This window comes from Providencia lanzhouensis (genome assembly GCF_050469745.1).
Taxonomy (GTDB): domain Bacteria; phylum Pseudomonadota; class Gammaproteobacteria; order Enterobacterales; family Enterobacteriaceae; genus Providencia; species Providencia lanzhouensis.
Map to the genome: position 1 here is coordinate 261770 of NZ_CP174123.1, position 19327 is coordinate 281096.

The 19327-nt window shown below is 43.3% G+C and carries 20 protein-coding genes; 11 read left to right on the forward strand and 9 right to left on the reverse strand.

What is annotated here, in order from left to right; translation table 11 throughout:
* Positions 1-6 precede the first annotated feature (6 nt).
* The 10 genes from pstC (at position 7) to hemN (ending at position 10164) form a co-directional block, all read left to right on the forward strand.
* Entirely contained in the window at positions 7-963 is a 957-nt protein-coding gene (gene pstC, locus ACIH2S_RS01190; RefSeq protein WP_036948465.1) for a phosphate ABC transporter permease PstC, read from the forward strand.
* Position 964: 1 nt separating this feature from the next.
* Positions 965-1846: a phosphate ABC transporter permease PstA gene (gene pstA / locus ACIH2S_RS01195; RefSeq protein ID WP_036948467.1), complete on the forward strand. Its 882-nt coding sequence runs from the start codon at positions 965-967 to the stop codon at positions 1844-1846.
* Between the two features lie 38 nt (positions 1847-1884).
* A complete protein-coding gene (pstB, locus tag ACIH2S_RS01200) occupies positions 1885-2661 on the forward strand; it encodes a phosphate ABC transporter ATP-binding protein PstB (protein WP_036948470.1) in 777 nt (258 codons plus the stop codon).
* Positions 2662-2674: 13 nt separating this feature from the next.
* Positions 2675-3406 carry a phosphate signaling complex protein PhoU gene (gene phoU / locus ACIH2S_RS01205; RefSeq protein WP_006663093.1) on the forward strand — a complete coding sequence of 244 codons (732 nt, stop codon included), beginning with the start codon at positions 2675-2677 and terminating at the stop codon, positions 3404-3406.
* Between the two features lie 241 nt (positions 3407-3647).
* The gene (locus tag ACIH2S_RS01210) at positions 3648-4487 is read left to right on the forward strand and encodes an ABC transporter substrate-binding protein (RefSeq protein WP_036948477.1); all 840 of its coding nucleotides are present in this window, start codon (positions 3648-3650) and stop codon (positions 4485-4487) included.
* A 74-nt stretch (positions 4488-4561) separates the two neighbouring features.
* A complete protein-coding gene (locus ACIH2S_RS01215; protein ID WP_036948481.1) occupies positions 4562-5314 on the forward strand; it encodes an amino acid ABC transporter permease in 753 nt (250 codons plus the stop codon).
* Position 5315: 1 nt separating this feature from the next.
* Positions 5316-6068, forward strand: a complete 753-nt coding sequence (locus ACIH2S_RS01220; protein ID WP_036948484.1) for an amino acid ABC transporter permease — start codon at positions 5316-5318, stop codon at positions 6066-6068.
* A gap of 227 nt (positions 6069-6295) precedes the next feature.
* Positions 6296-7630, forward strand: coding sequence for an NCS2 family permease (locus ACIH2S_RS01225; RefSeq protein WP_108478703.1), 1335 nt, complete (start codon positions 6296-6298; stop codon positions 7628-7630).
* A 426-nt stretch (positions 7631-8056) separates the two neighbouring features.
* The gene (gene yihI, locus ACIH2S_RS01230; protein ID WP_036948490.1) at positions 8057-8575 is read left to right on the forward strand and encodes a Der GTPase-activating protein YihI; all 519 of its coding nucleotides are present in this window, start codon (positions 8057-8059) and stop codon (positions 8573-8575) included.
* A gap of 215 nt (positions 8576-8790) precedes the next feature.
* Positions 8791-10164, forward strand: coding sequence for an oxygen-independent coproporphyrinogen III oxidase (hemN, locus tag ACIH2S_RS01235; protein WP_272535393.1), 1374 nt, complete (start codon positions 8791-8793; stop codon positions 10162-10164).
* A 190-nt stretch (positions 10165-10354) separates the two neighbouring features.
* Here the strand turns inward: hemN and ampC are convergent, their stop codons facing one another.
* Positions 10355-11497, reverse strand: coding sequence for a class C beta-lactamase (gene ampC / locus ACIH2S_RS01240; protein ID WP_430247954.1), 1143 nt, complete (start codon positions 11495-11497; stop codon positions 10355-10357).
* A gap of 154 nt (positions 11498-11651) precedes the next feature.
* Here ampC and ACIH2S_RS01245 point away from each other — a divergent pair, with 154 nt between their 5' ends.
* On the forward strand, positions 11652-12542 hold the full coding sequence (locus tag ACIH2S_RS01245) for a LysR family transcriptional regulator (protein WP_036948499.1): 891 nt from the start codon (positions 11652-11654) through the stop codon (positions 12540-12542).
* A gap of 83 nt (positions 12543-12625) precedes the next feature.
* Here ACIH2S_RS01245 and ACIH2S_RS01250 read toward each other — a convergent pair whose 3' ends face one another.
* From ACIH2S_RS01250 to ACIH2S_RS01285, 8 genes are all read right to left on the reverse strand, one after another.
* A complete protein-coding gene (locus ACIH2S_RS01250; RefSeq protein ID WP_036948501.1) occupies positions 12626-12913 on the reverse strand; it encodes a helix-turn-helix domain-containing protein in 288 nt (95 codons plus the stop codon).
* A gap of 75 nt (positions 12914-12988) precedes the next feature.
* The gene (locus ACIH2S_RS01255) at positions 12989-13216 is read right to left on the reverse strand and encodes a helix-turn-helix domain-containing protein (protein ID WP_108478706.1); all 228 of its coding nucleotides are present in this window, start codon (positions 13214-13216) and stop codon (positions 12989-12991) included.
* 186 nt (positions 13217-13402) lie between these two features.
* On the reverse strand, positions 13403-13663 hold the full coding sequence (locus ACIH2S_RS01260; RefSeq protein WP_108478707.1) for a helix-turn-helix domain-containing protein: 261 nt from the start codon (positions 13661-13663) through the stop codon (positions 13403-13405).
* An 82-nt stretch (positions 13664-13745) separates the two neighbouring features.
* Positions 13746-14735: a fimbrial protein gene (locus ACIH2S_RS01265; protein WP_108478708.1), complete on the reverse strand. Its 990-nt coding sequence runs from the start codon at positions 14733-14735 to the stop codon at positions 13746-13748.
* A gap of 82 nt (positions 14736-14817) precedes the next feature.
* A complete protein-coding gene (locus ACIH2S_RS01270) occupies positions 14818-15312 on the reverse strand; it encodes a fimbrial protein (RefSeq protein ID WP_108478709.1) in 495 nt (164 codons plus the stop codon).
* A 10-nt stretch (positions 15313-15322) separates the two neighbouring features.
* Entirely contained in the window at positions 15323-15829 is a 507-nt protein-coding gene (locus ACIH2S_RS01275; RefSeq protein WP_272535402.1) for a fimbrial protein, read from the reverse strand.
* 9 nt (positions 15830-15838) lie between these two features.
* Positions 15839-16819, reverse strand: coding sequence for a fimbrial protein (locus ACIH2S_RS01280; RefSeq protein WP_272535404.1), 981 nt, complete (start codon positions 16817-16819; stop codon positions 15839-15841).
* 11 nt (positions 16820-16830) lie between these two features.
* The gene (locus ACIH2S_RS01285; protein WP_430247958.1) at positions 16831-19323 is read right to left on the reverse strand and encodes a fimbria/pilus outer membrane usher protein; all 2493 of its coding nucleotides are present in this window, start codon (positions 19321-19323) and stop codon (positions 16831-16833) included.
* Positions 19324-19327: the final 4 nt, after the last annotated feature.

The window sequence follows — 19327 nt, forward strand, 5'->3', positions numbered from 1 at the left end:
AAGCGCATGGCCGAAAAAATAACGGCATTCAAAGCCCCTAGTAAATCGGGCGACGTGATTTTTAGTGCATTAGTTAAAATAGCAGCGCTAATCACTCTCCTCATGCTTGGTGGCATTATTATTTCCCTGATTTTCGCATCTTGGCCAAGTATGCAGAAATTCGGGTTTTCGTTTTTGTGGAATAAAGAGTGGGATGCGCCAGCAGAGCAGTTTGGTGCATTAGTGCCTATCTACGGCACCATCGTCACATCATTAATCGCTCTGATTATCGCCGTACCCGTGAGTTTTGGTATCGCATTATTCTTAACAGAGCTAGCGCCTAACTGGTTAAAACGCCCATTAGGTATTGCGATTGAGCTTCTCGCTGCAATCCCAAGTATTGTTTATGGTATGTGGGGACTGTTTGTCTTCGCTCCGTTATTTGCAGAATACTTCCAAGAACCAGTTGGTAATGTCATGTCGAGCATTCCAATTGTTGGCGAACTGTTCACCGGTCCTGCGTTTGGTATTGGTATTCTTGCGGCGGGTATTATCCTTGCCATTATGATCATTCCTTACATCGCCTCTGTAATGCGCGATGTATTTGAACAAACTCCTGTGATGATGAAAGAGTCAGCCTATGGAATTGGCTGTACTACATGGGAAGTGATTTGGAATATCGTTCTGCCTTATACCCGTAATGGGGTGATTGGTGGTGTGATGCTGGGGCTAGGTCGTGCATTGGGAGAAACCATGGCGGTTACCTTCGTCATCGGTAACACTTACCAGCTCGATAGCCCTTCACTGTTTATGCCGGGTAATAGTATTACCTCTGCGCTGGCGAACGAATTTGCTGAAGCGGAAAGTGGTTTACACACGGCGGCATTGATGGAACTTGGTTTAATTCTGTTTGTGATTACCTTCATCGTTCTGGCGATTTCCAAGCTGATGGTAATGCGCCTTGCTAAGAATGAGGGACGCTAATATGTCGATTTCTGAACCTGTTGTAGTGAATCAAAAAGAGCGTGCACGCCGCCAAGCATGGCGCCGTCAAGTCAACAGAATGGCATTATTAGTCTCCATGCTGACGATGGCATTTGGTCTGTTCTGGTTAGTGTGGATTTTATTCTCCACGGTAACCAAAGGGATTGATGGTATGTCCCTCAATCTGTTTACTGAAATGACACCGCCGCCAAACACTGAAGGCGGTGGTTTGGCGAACGCCATTGTGGGAAGTGGATTGCTTATCTTGTGGGCGACCGTTATCGGAACACCATTAGGGATTTTAGCGGGTATCTACTTAGCGGAATATGGTCGCAAATCGTGGTTAGCTTCGGTGACGCGTTTTATTAACGACATTCTGTTATCTGCGCCTTCAATTGTGGTTGGTCTGTTTGTTTACACCATTGTGGTGGCTCAAATGCAGCATTTCTCGGGTTGGGCGGGGGTAATTGCACTTGCATTACTGCAAATCCCAATTGTTATTCGTACCACTGAGAACATGTTGAAGCTCGTGCCTGATAGCCTGCGTGAAGCGGCATATGCACTGGGCACACCAAAATGGAAAATGATTTTATCCATTACATTAAAAGCATCTGTATCTGGGATTATTACCGGTATTTTGTTGGCTATCGCGCGTATTGCGGGGGAAACCGCACCGCTGCTGTTTACGTCACTCTCGAACCAATTCTGGAGCACCGACATGAATGAGCCAATTGCTAACTTACCAGTGACTATCTTCAAATTTGCAATGAGTCCGTTCTCTGAATGGCAGCAATTAGCATGGGCAGGGGTTCTCCTAATCACCTTATGTGTCCTGTTAATCAATATCATTGCCCGTGTTGTGTTTGCACAGAAAAAACACTAATCCCAGACGAATAAAAGAATTGATAGAGAGAAGTAGCCATGATTAATGCAAACGATATTGCAAACAGTAAAATTAAAGTTCGTGACCTTAACTTCTACTATGGAAAGTTTCACGCGCTGAAGAATATCTCTTTAGACATTGAAAAGAACAAAGTGACTGCGTTTATCGGCCCATCAGGTTGTGGTAAATCCACACTGCTGCGTACCTTCAACAAAATGTACGAACTGTATGGTGAGCAACGCGCAGAAGGCGAAATTTTACTGGATGGTCAAAACATCCTGACTGATAAACAAGACATCGCGTTATTACGTGCAAAAGTCGGTATGGTGTTCCAAAAACCAACGCCATTCCCGATGTCTATCTACGACAATATCGCGTTCGGTGTGCGTTTGTTTGAAAAGCTGTCCCGCGTCGAAATGGACGAGCGTGTGCAGTGGGCGCTAACAAAAGCGGCACTGTGGAATGAAACCAAAGATAAACTTCACCAAAGCGGCTACAGCCTCTCTGGTGGTCAGCAACAGCGTCTGTGTATTGCGCGTGGTATCGCCATTCGCCCAGAAGTTCTGTTACTCGATGAGCCATGTTCTGCTCTGGACCCAATCTCAACGGGGCGTATTGAAGAGCTGATCAGTGAATTGAAATCAGAATATACCGTGGTGATCGTTACCCACAATATGCAACAAGCGGCACGCTGCTCTGATTACACGGCATTTATGTACTTGGGTGAGTTGGTGGAATTTAATAACACTGACAAGATGTTCACCACCCCAGAAATGAAACAAACTGAAGATTATATTACTGGCCGCTACGGTTGATATGGAGCCGACGATGGATACGCTGAACCACAACAAACATATATCAGGGCAGTTCAACGCTGAACTGGAACATATCCATACTGAGTTGATGACCATGGGAGGGCTAGTTGAAGAGCAGCTCACCAAGGCTATCACTGCGATGCATAATCAGGATGAAGCCCTAGCGCGAGAAGTGATTGCCAATGACCATAAAGTCAACATGATGGAAGTGGCAATCGATGAAGAGTGCGTCAAAATCATCGCCAAGCGCCAGCCAACCGCGAGCGACTTGCGTTTGATTATGGCAATCTCAAAAACCATCGCTGAGCTGGAAAGAATCGGTGACGTCGCGGATAAAATCTGCCAAACCGCACTGGAAAAATTCTCTCAGCAGCACCAGCCATTGTTGGTGAGCTTGGAGTCATTAGGTCGCCATACCGTGCAAATGCTGCATGACGTGCTAGATGCTTTTGCGCGCATGGACTTGGAAGAAGCTATCCGTATTTATCGTGAAGATGAAAAGGTAGACCAAGAATACGAGGGGATTGTCCGTCAGTTAATGACGTATATGATGGAAGACCCGCGTACCATTCCAAGTGTTTTAACTGCGCTGTTCTGTGCTCGCTCCATTGAGCGTATCGGTGACCGTTGCCAGAACATTTGTGAATTTATTTTCTACTATGTTAAAGGGCAAGATTTCCGCCATGTAGGTGGAGACAGCCTTGAAAAAATGCTGACTAGCTCGAAAGACAGCAACAAAGAGTAACTGTTAAACCACTGGGGTGCTGGCCACCTCAGTGTTCATCTTCTTCATTTTCTTCTTGCTCGATAAGAGTCTTAATCTGCAACATTTTAGGGGTCGCTCCGATGGATTTTCGCCCCTTTTTTTATGTCTATTCATATTCCAAATTGATATAAATATATTATTTAATATTATTTCAAGTGCTAAGAAATAGTTGATAGCTTGTGATGGTCGATTTACACAAATTTACCGTTAGGGGTATTCAATGAAAGCTCGTTTTCTTACTTCCGCACTTTTAGTTGCAGGTCTGGCGCTGACAGCGAATGTCGCTAGCGCAGATAAATTAGATGATATTAAACAAGCGGGAGTGATCCGCATTTCTGTTTTTGACAGTAATCCCCCATTCGGATTTATTGATCCTAAAACCAAGAAACTCGCTGGCTATGATATCGATATCGCCCAAGCGATTGCTGATGATCTTGGCGTGAAATTAGAGCTGCGTCCAACCAACCCAGCTAACCGCATTCCACTGTTAACATCCGGCAAAGTTGACCTGATTGGTGCCAACTTCACAATTACAGATGAACGTGCAAAACAGGTGGATTTCTCCATTCCTGACTTTGCAACAGGGCAAAAATTTATCGCGCGTAAAGGCGTACTGAAAACCCCTGAAGATATCGCTCCACTGCGTATTGGTGCAGACAAAGGAACTGTTCAGGAAGTGACTCTGCGCGAACGTTTCCCGAATACCAAAGTTATCTCTTACGACGATACCCCGCAAGCTTTCGCAGCGCTACGTAACGGTAACGTACAAGCGATCACCCAAGATGATGCGAAGCTGGTGGGCTTGCTCGGTAACTTGCCAGAAAAAGTGAAAGCAGACTTTGAAATTTCACCATTTAGCTTAACCAAAGAGTACCAAGCGCTAGGCGCGAGCAAAGGAGAAACGCGTTTAATTGAAAACGTGAATGCTACCTTGCTGAAACTGGAGAAAGAAGGCAAAGCGAACGAGATTTATAACCGTTGGTTTGGTCCAGACACCAAAGCGGCACAACCACGTGGTGAATTCAAATTTGCCCCATTGAGCGAGCAGCCTAAATCTTAAGTTAGTCATGCAGTTTAGTGAGAGTAAACGCCCCTGCCATGTTGCAGGGGTTGTCAGTTATAGCGAGGCGAAATATGTTCGACAAATTTTTCAGCGGTGACTTCTGGTCTGCGCATCTACTAGCACCACAATACCTTGAGTGGTTTGGCTATGGCTTTTTGCTTACAGTCTGGATCTCGATTTGTACGATCATCGCTGCCACGCTATTAGGTTTTATTGCCGCCTCGGCAAGAGACAGCCAAATCGCGCCGCTACGCTGGTTTGTGACCGTTTATATTTCGATTTTCCGTAATACGCCACTACTGGTGCAACTGTTTTTCTGGTATTTCGCCTCGGGAGAAATTCTCCCTGAATCAGCGATGGAATGGCTGAATACTCCCCATGAAATTGAAATTTTAGGGATAACATTGGGTTGGCCATCCTTTGAATTTTTAGCCGGATTTGTCGGCTTAACGCTATACACCGTACCTTTCATTGCGGAAGAAGTGCGCTCTGGTATCCGAGGAGTGCGTCAAGGACAGAAACAAGCAGCTCTTGCTTTAGGGCTGACATCATGGCAGTCCATGCGTTTAGTGATTTTACCGCAAGCCGTAAAAATCGCGTTACCGCCGCTGTTAGGGCAATACATGAACGTCGTCAAAAACTCGTCATTAACGATGGCGATCGGGGTGGCTGAGCTTTCTTATGTATCACGCCAAGTAGATAGCCAATCATTACAAACATTTGCTGCATTTGGTTTAGCTACAGTACTGTACATTGCAATCATCGCATTTATGGAAGGCTGGGGTCAGTGGCGACAACAGCGTCAATTGGCCCAGGGGGTATAAGATGGATTTTTCAGTCATTACGGATAACTGGCAATATCTGCTATTTGGGGCTTATCCTGATGGTCCCTTGGAAGGGGCAGCACTGACGCTGATTATGAGCGTATTGGCTGGCGCTGCGTCTATTGTCCTCGGCACATTGGGTGGTATTGCGCTGGCGATGCTACGTGGCTTCTGGATGAATTTATTTGCCGCCGTTTTAGGTTTTTTCCGCGCCATTCCCGTCATCATGTTGATTTTCTGGACTTACTTCCTACTGCCTATTGTCTTCGGAACGGAAATTCCAGGCGTGACGGCGGTGGTGTGCGCATTAGCGCTGATCACTTCAGCCTATTTAGCGCACGGCGTGAAAGCGGGAATTTTAGCTATCGGTCAAGGGCAATGGAACGCTGGGCTTTCTCTCGGGTTTAACCGCTGGCAAGTTCTGTGGAATGTGGTGTTACCTCAGGCATTACGAATGATGGTGCCTTCCTTTATTAACCAATGGGTTGCGTTAATTAAAGATACCTCTCTGGCGTATATTGTGGGAGTGGCAGAGCTGTCATTCTTAGCAACACAGGTGAATAACCGTGAAATGATCTATCCGCTGGAAGTGTTCTTGTTTGTGGCATTTATCTACTTTGTGATGTGCCTGTCAGTAGAAATTATTGCCAATCAAGTGGCGAAAAAGCTCAGTGATAAAAGTGCAGCGCGCAGCCGTTCAGCAAAACGCGGTTGGCTGTTTTGGCGACGTCAAAAGCTGATTGCGCTTTCTTAATCGCACAAAGGCGGCTTAATCCCTCAATGGCGGTATGACAACCGCCATATCTCCCTCGATATTCATTTACAGTATCAGTCAGTTAGGAAATACGACTTATTTAAAATGACGCAATCGTTTTCTTTTGCATCGTTTAGTTGTACCATGAGCCGAAAAAAACTTTTTTTCGTGCCCACCACGCATCCATTGGCAATCTAGGGCATGACATTTCGACAAGGCGCATTTTAATGACTAATCAATCATCTGGCTCCTCGCAATCGCAGGGTCTGTTTCAGCGTGTGTTTAAATTACAAGAACACGGCACCACCGCAAGAACAGAGGTCGTTGCAGGGTTCACCACCTTCCTGACGATGGTATATATCGTTTTCGTTAACCCACAAATTTTGTCCGTCGCTGGCATGGATATCAAAGCGGTATTCGTGACCACCTGCTTAATCGCAGCCATCGGCAGTATTTTAATGGGCTTACTGGCTAACTTACCTATTGCTGTTGCACCCGCGATGGGGCTAAATGCCTTCTTTGCCTTTGTGGTCGTTGGGGCGATGGGCTATTCATGGCAAGTCGCTATGGGGGCGGTATTCTGGGGCGCAGTTGGCTTATTTATTCTAACGTTATTCCGTATTCGTTACTGGATTATCGCTAATATTCCCCTGAGTTTACGTGTGGGGATCACCAGCGGTATCGGTCTGTTTATCGCCATGATGGGACTGAAAAACTCCGGTATTATCGTCGCAAACCCAGATACCTTAGTGTCAATTGGTAACCTAACTCACCATAATGTGTGGTTAGGGGCATTAGGCTTTTTCATTATTGCCATTTTAGCTGCGCGTAATATTCATGCGGCAGTATTGGTATCTATCGCCGTGACGACGCTGATTGGTTTAGCGCTGGGTGATGTGAAATATACGGGCATTTTCTCAATGCCACCAAGCATTACCAGTGTTGTTGGACAAGTGGACTTTGCGGGCTCACTGGATCTGGCACTTTCTGGGGTTATCTTTGCCTTTATGTTAGTGAACCTGTTTGACTCCTCGGGCACCATGATTGGGGTAACAGACAAAGCGGGTATTACCAACGAGCGTGGAACTTTCCCTCGCATGAAACAAGCGCTGTATGTGGATAGCTTAAGTTCTGTGGCAGGCTCTGCAATGGGAACTTCGTCTGTAACGGCGTACATCGAAAGCTCTTCAGGGGTATCGGTGGGCGGTCGTACAGGTTTAACCGCGATTGTCGTCGGTGTGTTATTCCTGCTGACGATGTTTATCTCTCCGCTGGCAGGCATGGTTCCTGCTTATGCAACCGCAGGCGCGCTGATCTATGTTGGTGTTCTGATGACTTCAAGCTTAACGCGCGTGAAATGGGATGACTTAACGGAATCCGTTCCAGCGTTTATTACTGCGGTCATGATGCCATTTAGCTTCTCGATTACAGAAGGTATTGCGCTAGGCTTTATCGCGTATTGTGCGATGAAGATTGGTACAGGGCGCTGGCGTGATCTGGGTCTGTGTGTAATTTTAGTCGCGGCGATGTTTTTACTCAAAATGGTTCTCGTCGACGCCTAATATTCGTCATACTTCAAGCTGTGGCGTTGTTGTCTTCTCTCGGCTACTCGGGTCACATACTTATGTATGCTCCCCGAGATAACCTCGATTGACGCCTAGCCACAACTTGAATTATTTAGAATATTACTCAGGATATCTTTCTATTTTCTGGTGATATAGCTAGTTAGAGCATTGAAATGCTTAGGCAACTTGAGTTATTTAGAGCATTGCTCAAGGTGACTCTCTATTTTCTGGCGATACAGCTAGTTAGGCTCTCCCTTTTTGTTGCTTGCATGCAACTCAAATTATTTAAGGTATAATCATTAAAGTACTGTTGCGAATGCAAAGTGAGATAAAATTCACCTAAATTGCAAAGTAGTGCTTTCGCTGCTTAAGGGATCCTGCTAGATTCCGCTGCAGAAACTGATTTTATCAAGGTAGCAAACCATGAATTCACCGAAAAAACCGACCGCAAAACTGAAGAAAAAATACCGTAAGACGAAAGAAGAGCTCAACGCAGAAGGTCGTGAGCGTAAACGCGAGAAAAAACATCGCGGGCATAAGTCTGGTAGCCGTAACCAAGACGGTGCTTCGAATGGTCAAAAAAATGGGCAAAATGTTCAGGCTGACCCACGTATTGGCAGTAAAAAACCAATTCCACTGGTGGTTGAAAGTAACCAGCCAGTTGCGCGTCCTGTCGTGAAAGAAAAGCCAGTTGCTAAAGAAAAACTGACGCCAGAAAAAGAACTGGAAATGCTGGAAAGCAACGATCGCTTAGATGAGATTCTGGCACGACTGGAAGATGGCGAAACCATTACTGCGCAAGAGCAGCAATATGTTGATACCTGCTTAGATCGCATCGATGAACTGATGAATATCCTCGGTATTGAATATGCGGACGAAGACGGTGATGAAGAGGAAGAAGAGAAATTTGATGACATTATGCGCATCTTAAAAAGTAAATAATTGCCTCTCTATTCGTTCCTCCCGTGGTAAACGGGAGGAATTCTGCTTAATTTCTCGCCTATCTTCCTTTTCTTTGATGTTGCATCAAATCTGTTTTTCCTAACATCGCTATAATCTTTGCGGTATAGACTCTTTACATAAATAGCTAAAAAATAATCTAAAGAGATATAATTAACAGTGATGCTTTCGAGCTTGTGGTCAATTAAGGAATATCAATGTCAGAGCAAAATATCGTTTGGGATCTCTCTCTCATCCAGAAATATAACTATTCAGGTCCACGTTATACCTCTTATCCAACAGCCTTAGAGTTCAATCAAGACTACAACGAACAGGCTTTTGTTGAGGCAACCCAGCGTTATCCTGACCGTCCTTTGTCTCTGTATGTGCATATCCCGTTTTGCCACAAACTGTGCTATTTCTGCGGCTGTAATAAGCTAGTTACTCGCCAAAAACATAAAGCGGATGAGTATTTACAAGTCATTGAAAAAGAAATTATCCAGCGTGCCGCGTTACTTAAAAATCGTACAGTGACTCAAATGCACTGGGGCGGTGGTACACCAACGTATTTAGACAAGGTGCAAGTGAGCCATTTAGTTGGCTTGCTGAAAAAACATTTTCATTTTGCGCCTGATGCCGAGATGTCCATCGAAGTGGATCCCCGCGAAATCGAACTCGACATGATTGACCATCTGCGCAGTGAAGGCTTTAACCGCCTAAGCATGGGTGTTCAAGATTTTAATAAAGAAGTGCAAGTTCTGGTTAACCGCGAGCAAGATGAAGAGTTTATTTTTGCGCTCATTAAACGTGCCAAAGAGACTGGCTTCACTTCAACCAGTATCGACCTAATTTATGGTTTACCAAAACAAACCCCAGAAAGCTTCGCATTTACATTGAAAAAAGTGGCGGAGCTCGCTCCCGATCGTTTAAGCGTTTTCAACTATGCGCATTTACCGAATTTATTTGCAGCGCAGCGTAAAATTAAAGATGAAGACCTGCCAACGGCGGAGCAAAAACTGGATATTCTGCAAGATACTATCGCAACGCTGACATCCGACGGTTATCAATTTATCGGGATGGATCACTTTGCGCGCCCAGAAGATGAACTGGCGGTCGCACAGCGAGAAGGAATTTTACATCGTAATTTCCAAGGGTATACCACCCAAGGAGATTGCGATTTATTAGGATTAGGAGTATCAGCGATCAGCATGCTCGGCGATAACTACGCCCAAAATCAGAAAGATTTAAAAACTTACTACGCGCAAGTGGAAGAAAAGGGGCATGCCCTATGGCGTGGATTAGTGCTAACTGACGACGACTGCCTGCGCCGTGACGTGATCAAAACATTGATTTGCAACTTCCAATTGAGTTTTGCGCAAATAGAAGCGCTCTACCCAATTGACTTCAAAACCTATTTTAAAGAAGACCTAGAACTGCTGAAACCAATGGCAGAAGATGGGCTGGTGGAAGTCAGTGAAACGGGGATTAAAGTCACGCCACGCGGGCGTTTGCTGATTCGTAATGTGTGTATGTGTTTTGATGTTTACTTACGAAGTCAAATGAGGCAGCGCCAATTCTCCCGAGTCATCTAAATGTTCGTCATACTTCACGCCGTGGCTTTGTTGTCTGCTCTCGGTCACTCGGGTCACATACTTTTGTATGCTCCCCGAGATAACCTCGTTTGACGCCTAGCCACAACGTGAATTATTTAGAACATTGGATGCTTGGCATATGATTATTTTGAGTATTAAATTTCCTGCATATTCCGCGTTTGGCGCAGGGCTAGTGCTTCACTTTTTCGATGAGCTGGTAGGCAGTGTTGATGCGCTCAGGGATTGGGTACCATTGGTTGGAAAGCAGCACCACGGCGATTTTTTCTTCGGGAATAAATACCGCGTAGGTGGCGAATCCGCCGGTGGAGCCAGTTTTGTTATACAGTGAGCGAGATTCTGGTGGCATCGGTGGCTGAATGGCATCCACTTTTTGCGGTTTCAGTGCCATATCATCACGGTTACCTTGTTGTAACTGGGCGAGTGAAACTGGCCACGGATAACTTTCCCACATCAAATCTTGCACAAAAGAATCCGTCATATACACGCCAGCGTGCGTATCTTCCACCGCCTCTTGCCACGGTTTCGCTACGTTGGCCACTTGCATATTAATATCTAAAAAGTGGATCAAATCCTTCGCGTTGGATTTCAAGCCGTAGGCTTCATTATCTAAAATTTGTGGAGTTACACGCACCGGCTGATGCTGCTTGTTATACCCTTGAGCATAATTTTTTTGCTGATTTTGCGGTACCTGTAAATAAGTATGCTTCATGCCCAAAGCTGGTAACATCATCTTTTCTATTGCATCAGGGAATGACTGATTAAGTTGCTTAGCAGTCACCATGCCTAATAAACCCACACCAAGATTGGAGTATGAACGGTATTCACCAATAGGTTTTACAGGGGACCACTGCTGATAATAATGGATTAGCTCCGCGCGGTTAGTCACTGCATCCGGAACAAATAGCGATAAGCCTGAAGTGTGGGTGGCTAGATTCATCACTGTTACTTTATCAAATGCGCTATTTTTTAATTTGGGTAAATAATGGCTGACGGTTTGTGCAAAATCTAACTTACCTTGTCCTTGAGCATAGGCGGCAAGCGTGGCGGTAAAGGTCTTTGATAAAGAACCGATTTCATACAACGTATTGTTGCTCACAGGCACCTGAGTCTGTTTAGACTGCACGCCATAGTGATAGATAAAATGCTCACCATCCACGGAAATCGCAACAGACATTCCCGGAATTTGCTGCTGTTTCATCAACGGTTTAATAATGCTGTCCACATCGGATTGCGTTAATGCCACGCTAGATAGTGAGGTAAATGCCAAACTTAGGGCGACAAGCAGCCGTCCGCGACGAAAAAGATTTTTCATACAGATATCCATTTAAATAAAAGTTTTAGTTATGATGAGTGACAAACAAGAGGCGGTCACATACCAAAGGAAGCGTGATTCTGGTATCGGAGTATGCGGCTTTTTTGGCATTAGTTAAAACGATATAAAATTCGATGAGGTAAAAGAAAATCTTATGGCTGAAAATGCTCGCTACCGTTTACCCCTCAATGCACTCAGAGCCTTTGAGGCATCTGCGCGCCATCTAAGCTTTACTCGAGCAGGTATGGAGTTAAATGTCACTCAGGCAGCGGTAAGCCAGCAAGTTCGTGCGCTGGAAGAACAACTAGGCTTAGAGCTATTTATTCGTTTGCCTAGAGGGCTAGCACTGACCGATGAGGGGTTGGCATTATTGCCTGTCGTTAGCCGATCTTTCGACCAAATCGAATCATTATTGCAGCAATTCGAAGATGGTCATTATCATGAGGTTCTGAATGTTTCTGTGGTGGGTACCTTTGCGGCGGGCTGGCTATTACCGCGTTTATCGCATTTTTCCGATCTTTACCCTTATATTGATTTGCGCATTATGACCCATAATAACGTGGTGAATTTAGCTGGAGAAGGGGCTGATTTTGCGATCCGTTTTGGGGAAGGGCTTTGGCCATTAGTGGAAAATACGCCGTTATTTTCTGCGCCGCATACGGTGCTTTGTGCCGAAAAGGTCGCTCATAAACTTAAGCATCCCATTGATTTACAAAATTTTCCGTTGATGCGATCTTATCGTAAAGATGAATGGGAAAAATGGTTTTTAGCGGCGAATGTGGAACCGTGGCGTGTGAAAGGACCTGTTTTTGATTCTTCCCGTTTAATGGTGGAAGCGGCTTTATTGATGGACGGTGTTGCCATCGCACCAAGCTGTATGTTTGAGCGGGAGCTAAGTGCAGGGGATTTGGTTCAGCCATTTGATATTTCCGTGACTCTCGGGGGTTACTGGCTGAGTCGATTAAAATCCAAACCGATGACACCAGCTATGACGATTTTCCAGCAATGGTTACTTGAAGAATCCAAAAAGAAGGATCATTTATAGGGTGATAAATCGGTGCTTAAATTTTAAAGCACCGATTGTGAAATTAGCTAGGGTGTGGCGAGTATGAATTCAGAAACGTTCGTTCAGAAAACGACCGACTCGGCAGCGTAGTAACTTTTTTTATGGTCTTGCTCCTCGCGGCTGCTAGTTATTTCATTAAATTCTGCAAAGAAATAGGCAGGGTCGACCGAGAAAATAAGAGAGAAATGGTAGAGCGTGTCCACATGAATATTCACATCGCCATTTTCGTAGCGAGATAAATGTTGCTGACTGATCCCCAATTGTTCGCTCAGTTGTTTTCCACTGATTCCGTGGCTATCTCTTAGCGCTCTTATTTTTAGACCGACAGATTTTGATACTATTTTCTCCATATCGTTAACTCCTAGGTATATTTATTATGAGAGTTAATTAGATTGTTTTTAAATAAATAGAATATATCGAAACACTTATTTTTTATTGATATCTAAAAGGTCTTTTATACCAATTTCAAAATAGTCCGCATATTGCCCTAATCTATCTAAATTAATTCTATTAACTCCTCTTTCATAACGTGACTGCTGCTGCTCGCTAACACCAATGGTATCCGCAAGCTCCCTTAATGTGATTTCATTCATTTTGCGATAATAAATAATTTTACTACCGACCATTTTAGATATGAGATAATTTTTAGACATATTGAGCCTCCTTGTGAATAAGTGAATACATGGAAATAAATCAATCTTAATTAGACGATTTATTAAGCCTAACAAGCTCAATATGATTATTAACCTAGCATTAATTCTCAGGTTAAACTATAGATCTAGGTCAATAAATGAAAATTTCTCTTGTTGTACTTATATTGAATAATGGTCGATATTAGATTATCTATCAAAATGTATTTTTACATTTTTAGTTTCATGTTCACTCAGGTTAAAAAAATCTAATAAACCAATATTGAATATTTCTGCATACTGACTAAGTCTATCCAAATTAATACGGTTAATTCCTCGTTCATAACGAGATTGTTGCTGTTCACTAACATTAATCATTTTGGCAATATCGTAAAGAGATAATCCATTCATTTTTCGATAATAGGTAATTTTCTTGCCAATAATTCGGGACACAGGATAATATTCAGGCATCATCAACTCCTCTTTAATCATCTAATTCGATTATTATTCAATAAAATTTCTAATTAACGAAAATAGATAATCTATTTCTTACCTACTCATAGCGAATATTAACAGTTGCATTAGCATTTGCTGTTCCTGGTGTTACTATTGCTGCGGTTTTGATATAGCGTGCTTTCCAACCAAAAATATAGTCATTTGCAGGCACGGAATTTTGCTGTACTAATTTAGTATTTAACTGAATTGGGGTTCCAGCGTTATTCAGTAATTGCACAGCAATGCCTGTGGCTTTATTTGCTCCACTTAACCCAAGCCGCCCATTTGCTGCATTATCAACAGTATCTGAAGTTACTGTGTATTTTATATTGGTACCTGTTTGGCAACTTAATGTTATCGGAATATTAACCGTTCCTTGGAAATCACCAATATTTTTAAATTGGGTGTCATACCAATCGCCTAAATTAATATCATAGGTATTTTTACTGTTTTTTAGTGAACAACTAACGACGTTGATTCGATAGTTTGTTGGAAGACTTAATCTATTTCCTATAAATCGGGTTCCTGTTGTCGAATTACCTTGGGTTATATAGGCGATTTCTCCACCTCTTAATGTTCCTGAGGATGTAATAGTACCTGTTTTTACAATTTGAATATTCCAACCAGAGGGTGGCATCACCCAACTAGCTCCGCTTCCTGCATTAGATGACGTTATAGGAATATAGCTATTTGAACCAAAAGTACTGTAATTGATTCTAATACCTATACCAGCGATACCAGTTGCTGCTATTTTACTGGCATTAGCTGACCACCCATTCACATAATACAGATCTTGGTATCCACCGCATGCAACTCTGCCAGTGGCAGAGTCTGCAAAATTATAATTACTCGAAAATGCTTGCACATATTGTGTATCAAGAACGGTTCCGATTGCTGAGATATTATCGTACTGCACAGTAATCGTTTTTCCTGAAGCTGTACTTCTTAAGTTATTTTGCGGATTTTGAGCACATTCAGCCAAAGAGTAATGGGAATATAAAAATAAAGTCCCAATAACTAATATGGTGCGATAAATACGATTTTTCATTTTGTATACCTTATTAAAGATTTATCACAAGAGTGCTATTAAATATTATTAAGCTATTACAGTACATTTTTAAGATTGTGTTTTACTGATATGTCAGCGAAAACTCTAAATGGCTTTTAAAATCCCCAGGGGTAAACATGGGTTGAAGGCTAATCATTCTTGCAGATAACGGAATTTCGGCACTTTTGGTTGTGCTATTGATAGCCATATCTACCGCACTGCCATTTTTAATCGTGGCTTTATTACTCGTTTGTGCGAGATGCAGCAAGCTATTTGTAGAGCTACCTGTATTCACAAAATAGTTATTATCGGTGGCATCGGCAGTGCCATTAACACTGAATTTGGCATTTTTTGTTGAAACAGGGCAATCAACCAGTTTGATAGAAAAATCCACCCATGGGCTTTGCGCAGGGTTGCGATAATTCCAACGGTTTATCTTACCTAACTCCACGTTATAACTGGTATTTTCAACTTTGCAGGGCATAACAACGACATTACCATGCACATAGATATTGACGTTTTCTGCCATCACCGGCAGGGCGCACAATCCAAGTAAACTGAATAATATTCTTTTCATGATCAGCCTCTTATAAATAGGTAATCGTGGCGGTAATATTGGCGGATAAAGTGCCCGCGGTACCATTGCCGAGTGAGGAAAATGCCCTTGTGCGTAGGGGAATACTGACCAAAGGCTGCCCGTTGGTGGGAACCGTTAATATCTTGGTATTGCCTAGCGGTGTAGCCCCATCGCCACTTTGTAGTTGAATGGCAATATTGGTAGCGGTGCCGCTATTTTTATATAGGCTGGCGATATCGGCACTATCTGCGGTTCCTGTGAACGTTAATTTCACGCTATTAATAAATGAGGAGCAATCTTTTAATTCAATGGTAAACGATTTCCAATCTGAGGCTTTCGTTCCACTATAAAAAGTATCTAAAGGAATGGTGGTCAGATCCACATCCACATTATTACCGGTAGATAAATTGCACGTTGCAGCTTTTATATTTCCGGTAAATTTTAGATAGACAGTATTCGCAGCATAAGCCGTTATCGATATATTTAAGAATAGTAAGGCGAGCAGTAATTTTTTCATTTTAAACCTCTATTCATAAAGAATATTGACGGTAGCATTGGCATTTGCCGTTCCTGGTGTGACTGTTGCAGCCGTTTTAATATAACGGGCTTTCCAGCCAAATATATAATCCCCTTGGGAAACATTATTTTGTTGAGTAAATTTTTGATTTAATACAATAGGTGTTCCGGCATTATTTAATAATTGCACTGCAATACCTGTCGCTTTATCTGCACCGGTTAAACCCAGTCGACCATTCGCTGCATTATCAATTGTATCTGATGTTACCGTGACTTTAATATTGGTGCCAGCAAGACAACTTAGTGCAATTGGAATATCAACTGTACCTTGTGTATCATTAATATTTTTAAATTGGGTGTCATACCAGTCGCCCATATTAATATTATAGGTGCTTTGGCTGTTTTTTAATGAACAGCTTAATACGATTATTTTCATTGTATTTGCTGGAAGTATTGCTGTAGTTAAATTCCAAGCCCAACGTGTATTTACACCATTTTCATTACCAAGCCCTTGTAGTGTTCCTATAGTTCTAGCATTCACAGTTCCACCAGTCCGAACATAGCCTGTTTTTTGTACTTTAATTTCCCATAAAGGGCTATTAATATTGAGTAATGTACCACTATTTTGCCAAACACTAATTGGTTGACTTACTTTTAATGCCGCAGTTTCAGCAGTGAAAGTGATGCCTGGAATTGAAGTAGATATAGTTGTATTTGTTATTGGCGGGCTGTTGAGTAATTGTAGCCCAATATTGTAGCAACCACTCGGATTCGCAGTTACAGATAAAGGTGCAGTTCCATAAGTTAATTTGATGGTATCTAAAACTTTGGTGCTACTATCGTCATATTGAATAGTATATGTTCTAGCAGGAATATATTCAGTTCGATTATTTAAATTAGGATTCTTAGCACATGCAGCAGAATAGCCATAACCAGAATATAAAAATAAGCATCCAATGGTACATGTAAATTGAATAATGAGTTTTTTCATTTTATGTTCCCTTATTGGCAAACTGCAGTGGTTTTGTATAAGCCAATATAATTCGGTAAGCCCGCCAAGTTATAAGAAACTTGGCACTGCTGTTTATCGTTATATTGAATGGTAAATGAACCGCTTTCTGGCATTCCCGACAAATAAATTTCCCCGTCATTACCTACCATCGCATTGAGTTGATTATTATCTGGGAAAATCGCCTGCGCCCCGAATGGCACCGGTTTACCATCTTTAAAATTCAAAATTATGATAGCGCGATAGCCCACATTGGCATTAAAGCTGGCTTTAGCAATGGCTCCACGGCTTGGCGCCACGTTTTGGGTGGTTAACTCCATTTCGGTATCACTTGGTAATTTGCTGGTATCAATTTGAATCCCATTACTACGATACGCGGTGACATACGGCACTAAGGCATAGCCTTGCCCGTTAGTTTGAATACCGGTTTGGTTCAGAATCGGGACATTAGGCGCATCGGGAATTTCCACCAAGGCTGCCGTTTCACCCAGTTGCTGACCAAGAACTACCCCTCCGGAATGAGCGACCACACTGCCGCTGGCACCGTAATACAGGTTGTAATTGTTGGTGCTGTATCCCGTCCCCCCAGTGATTTCCCCATACTGCCCGCGGTAGCTGGCATTTAAGTTACCGGAAGCCCCTGAATCACGGGTTGGGAAGTTTTGCTGAGCACTCCAATTTAAGCGATTGTTCAGCTGGGTTGCTGAAATCCCCATGCTCCCTGACGAGCCATTGGCGCTGCTACTGGTACTGTTAAAGTTGTAATAGAAGGTGTCTTCAAACACGCTAAACGGCACGCTCACTGTAAAAGCAAATTGGTGATCATCATCTTTCGTGCGTCCACCACTATTCATGTTCGGGTTAGTATTTTTGTTATAGCTGTAATTCAATCCGTAACTGATATTATTCCAGCTATTGTTATAGCCAATAGTAGTGGATTGGGTTTTACGATCACTGTTCCAGTAATCTTCGCTAACAAAACCGACAGACAGTGAACCCCAGTTATCCCCTAAGCTTTGGCTAAGGGTGATTTCCCCGCGGTTACGGCGGCGTTCATACAGTGGGCTAAATCCACTTTTACGATAGCCATCAAACACTTCCGCCAAACTGTAGAAGCCTTGCGTAGAGTAGCGATACCCTGCGAGGGCAATGTTGGTACCAATATCATTTAGGTTTTTGTTATAGCGAAAACGGTAAGATTGCCCGCTTTCCGTGGTGCCATTATTTAAAGTGGAGTTGGCGTGGGTGACATCCACAGATAATGCCCCAAAGCGCCCTAAGTTTTGCCCCGCACCCACAGAATAGGCTTGGTATTTATCACTCAGTTGGCTACCCCCAAAGGCGGTGAGCCCCCACGGTAAGCCGTAGATCAATGTGAACTGGGCGAACGGTTTTTTATCTACGCTGCTGTCATAGCTGCGATATTGCCCACCCGTCACGCTATAGGAAACATAGCCTTCACGTTGTAAAACTGGCAAAGAGGCATACGGGATAATTTGATATTGCTCGCTACCATTGGCCTCTTTGATGGTGACGTGCAGATCTCCGCTACCGCCAGTGGGGTAGAGGTCGTTAATTTCAAACGGACCTGCTGCCACATCGGTTTGGTAAATGGTGTAACCGTTTTGGCGAATGGTGATCTGCGCATTACTGCGCGCAATACCGCGTACCACGGGTGCATACCCACGTAAGCTTTCTGGGTTCATATCATCATCGGTCGCCAACTGCGCCCCACGAAACGGCACGCTGTCAAAAATATCCGATGGTGATGTGCTATCCCCGAGAATCAGCTGGCTTTTTATCGCATTGATATTCCGGCTTAAATAGGTATATACCGTGTCCCATTTATTGCGCTGCCCGTCACTGCTTTGCCATGTGGTGTAGTTACGCAGACGCCACGGGCCGATATTGAGCCCCGGACGTAAGTTCACATAGTTGGAGTTGCTGCTGTTTTTGTCGTTTTTGCGATCGGTATTGCGTGAGCCGTTATAACTGTAATTGAGTAACAGGGCGTTGATCCCATCATCAATCGCCGCCAGATCCACATAGCCGCGCGGGTTCATATTCAACGCAATCTGCGGAATACTTAAATAGAGACGTTGAGAGCCAAATTCAAACTCACTTTTGGCATCGGGGATCGCGGATAGATTCACGCACGAATTCCCTGCGGTTTGTAGATTAGGATAATCTGTAACTTTCACACCCACATCTTTTAAATCGCTGAGCGTCAGGCATGGCTCCAGCTCTTTCTTGGCATTATTGGAAAAACTGACACTCTTTGAACCTATCAGGCTCTTATTAATGTAGATATCCACATAATATTGACCTGGTAATTGTTCATTACGTTCGAATTGCCCTAAGTCCACCGATTCTTTATTTGGTAGCTCAAGAAATTCAGGATCAAAATAGGTGTCTGGCTCTGCTGAGGACGTCGCAATATAGCCTAAGGCGATAAATAGGCTAAGGCATATTTTATTTATTTTCATAGAT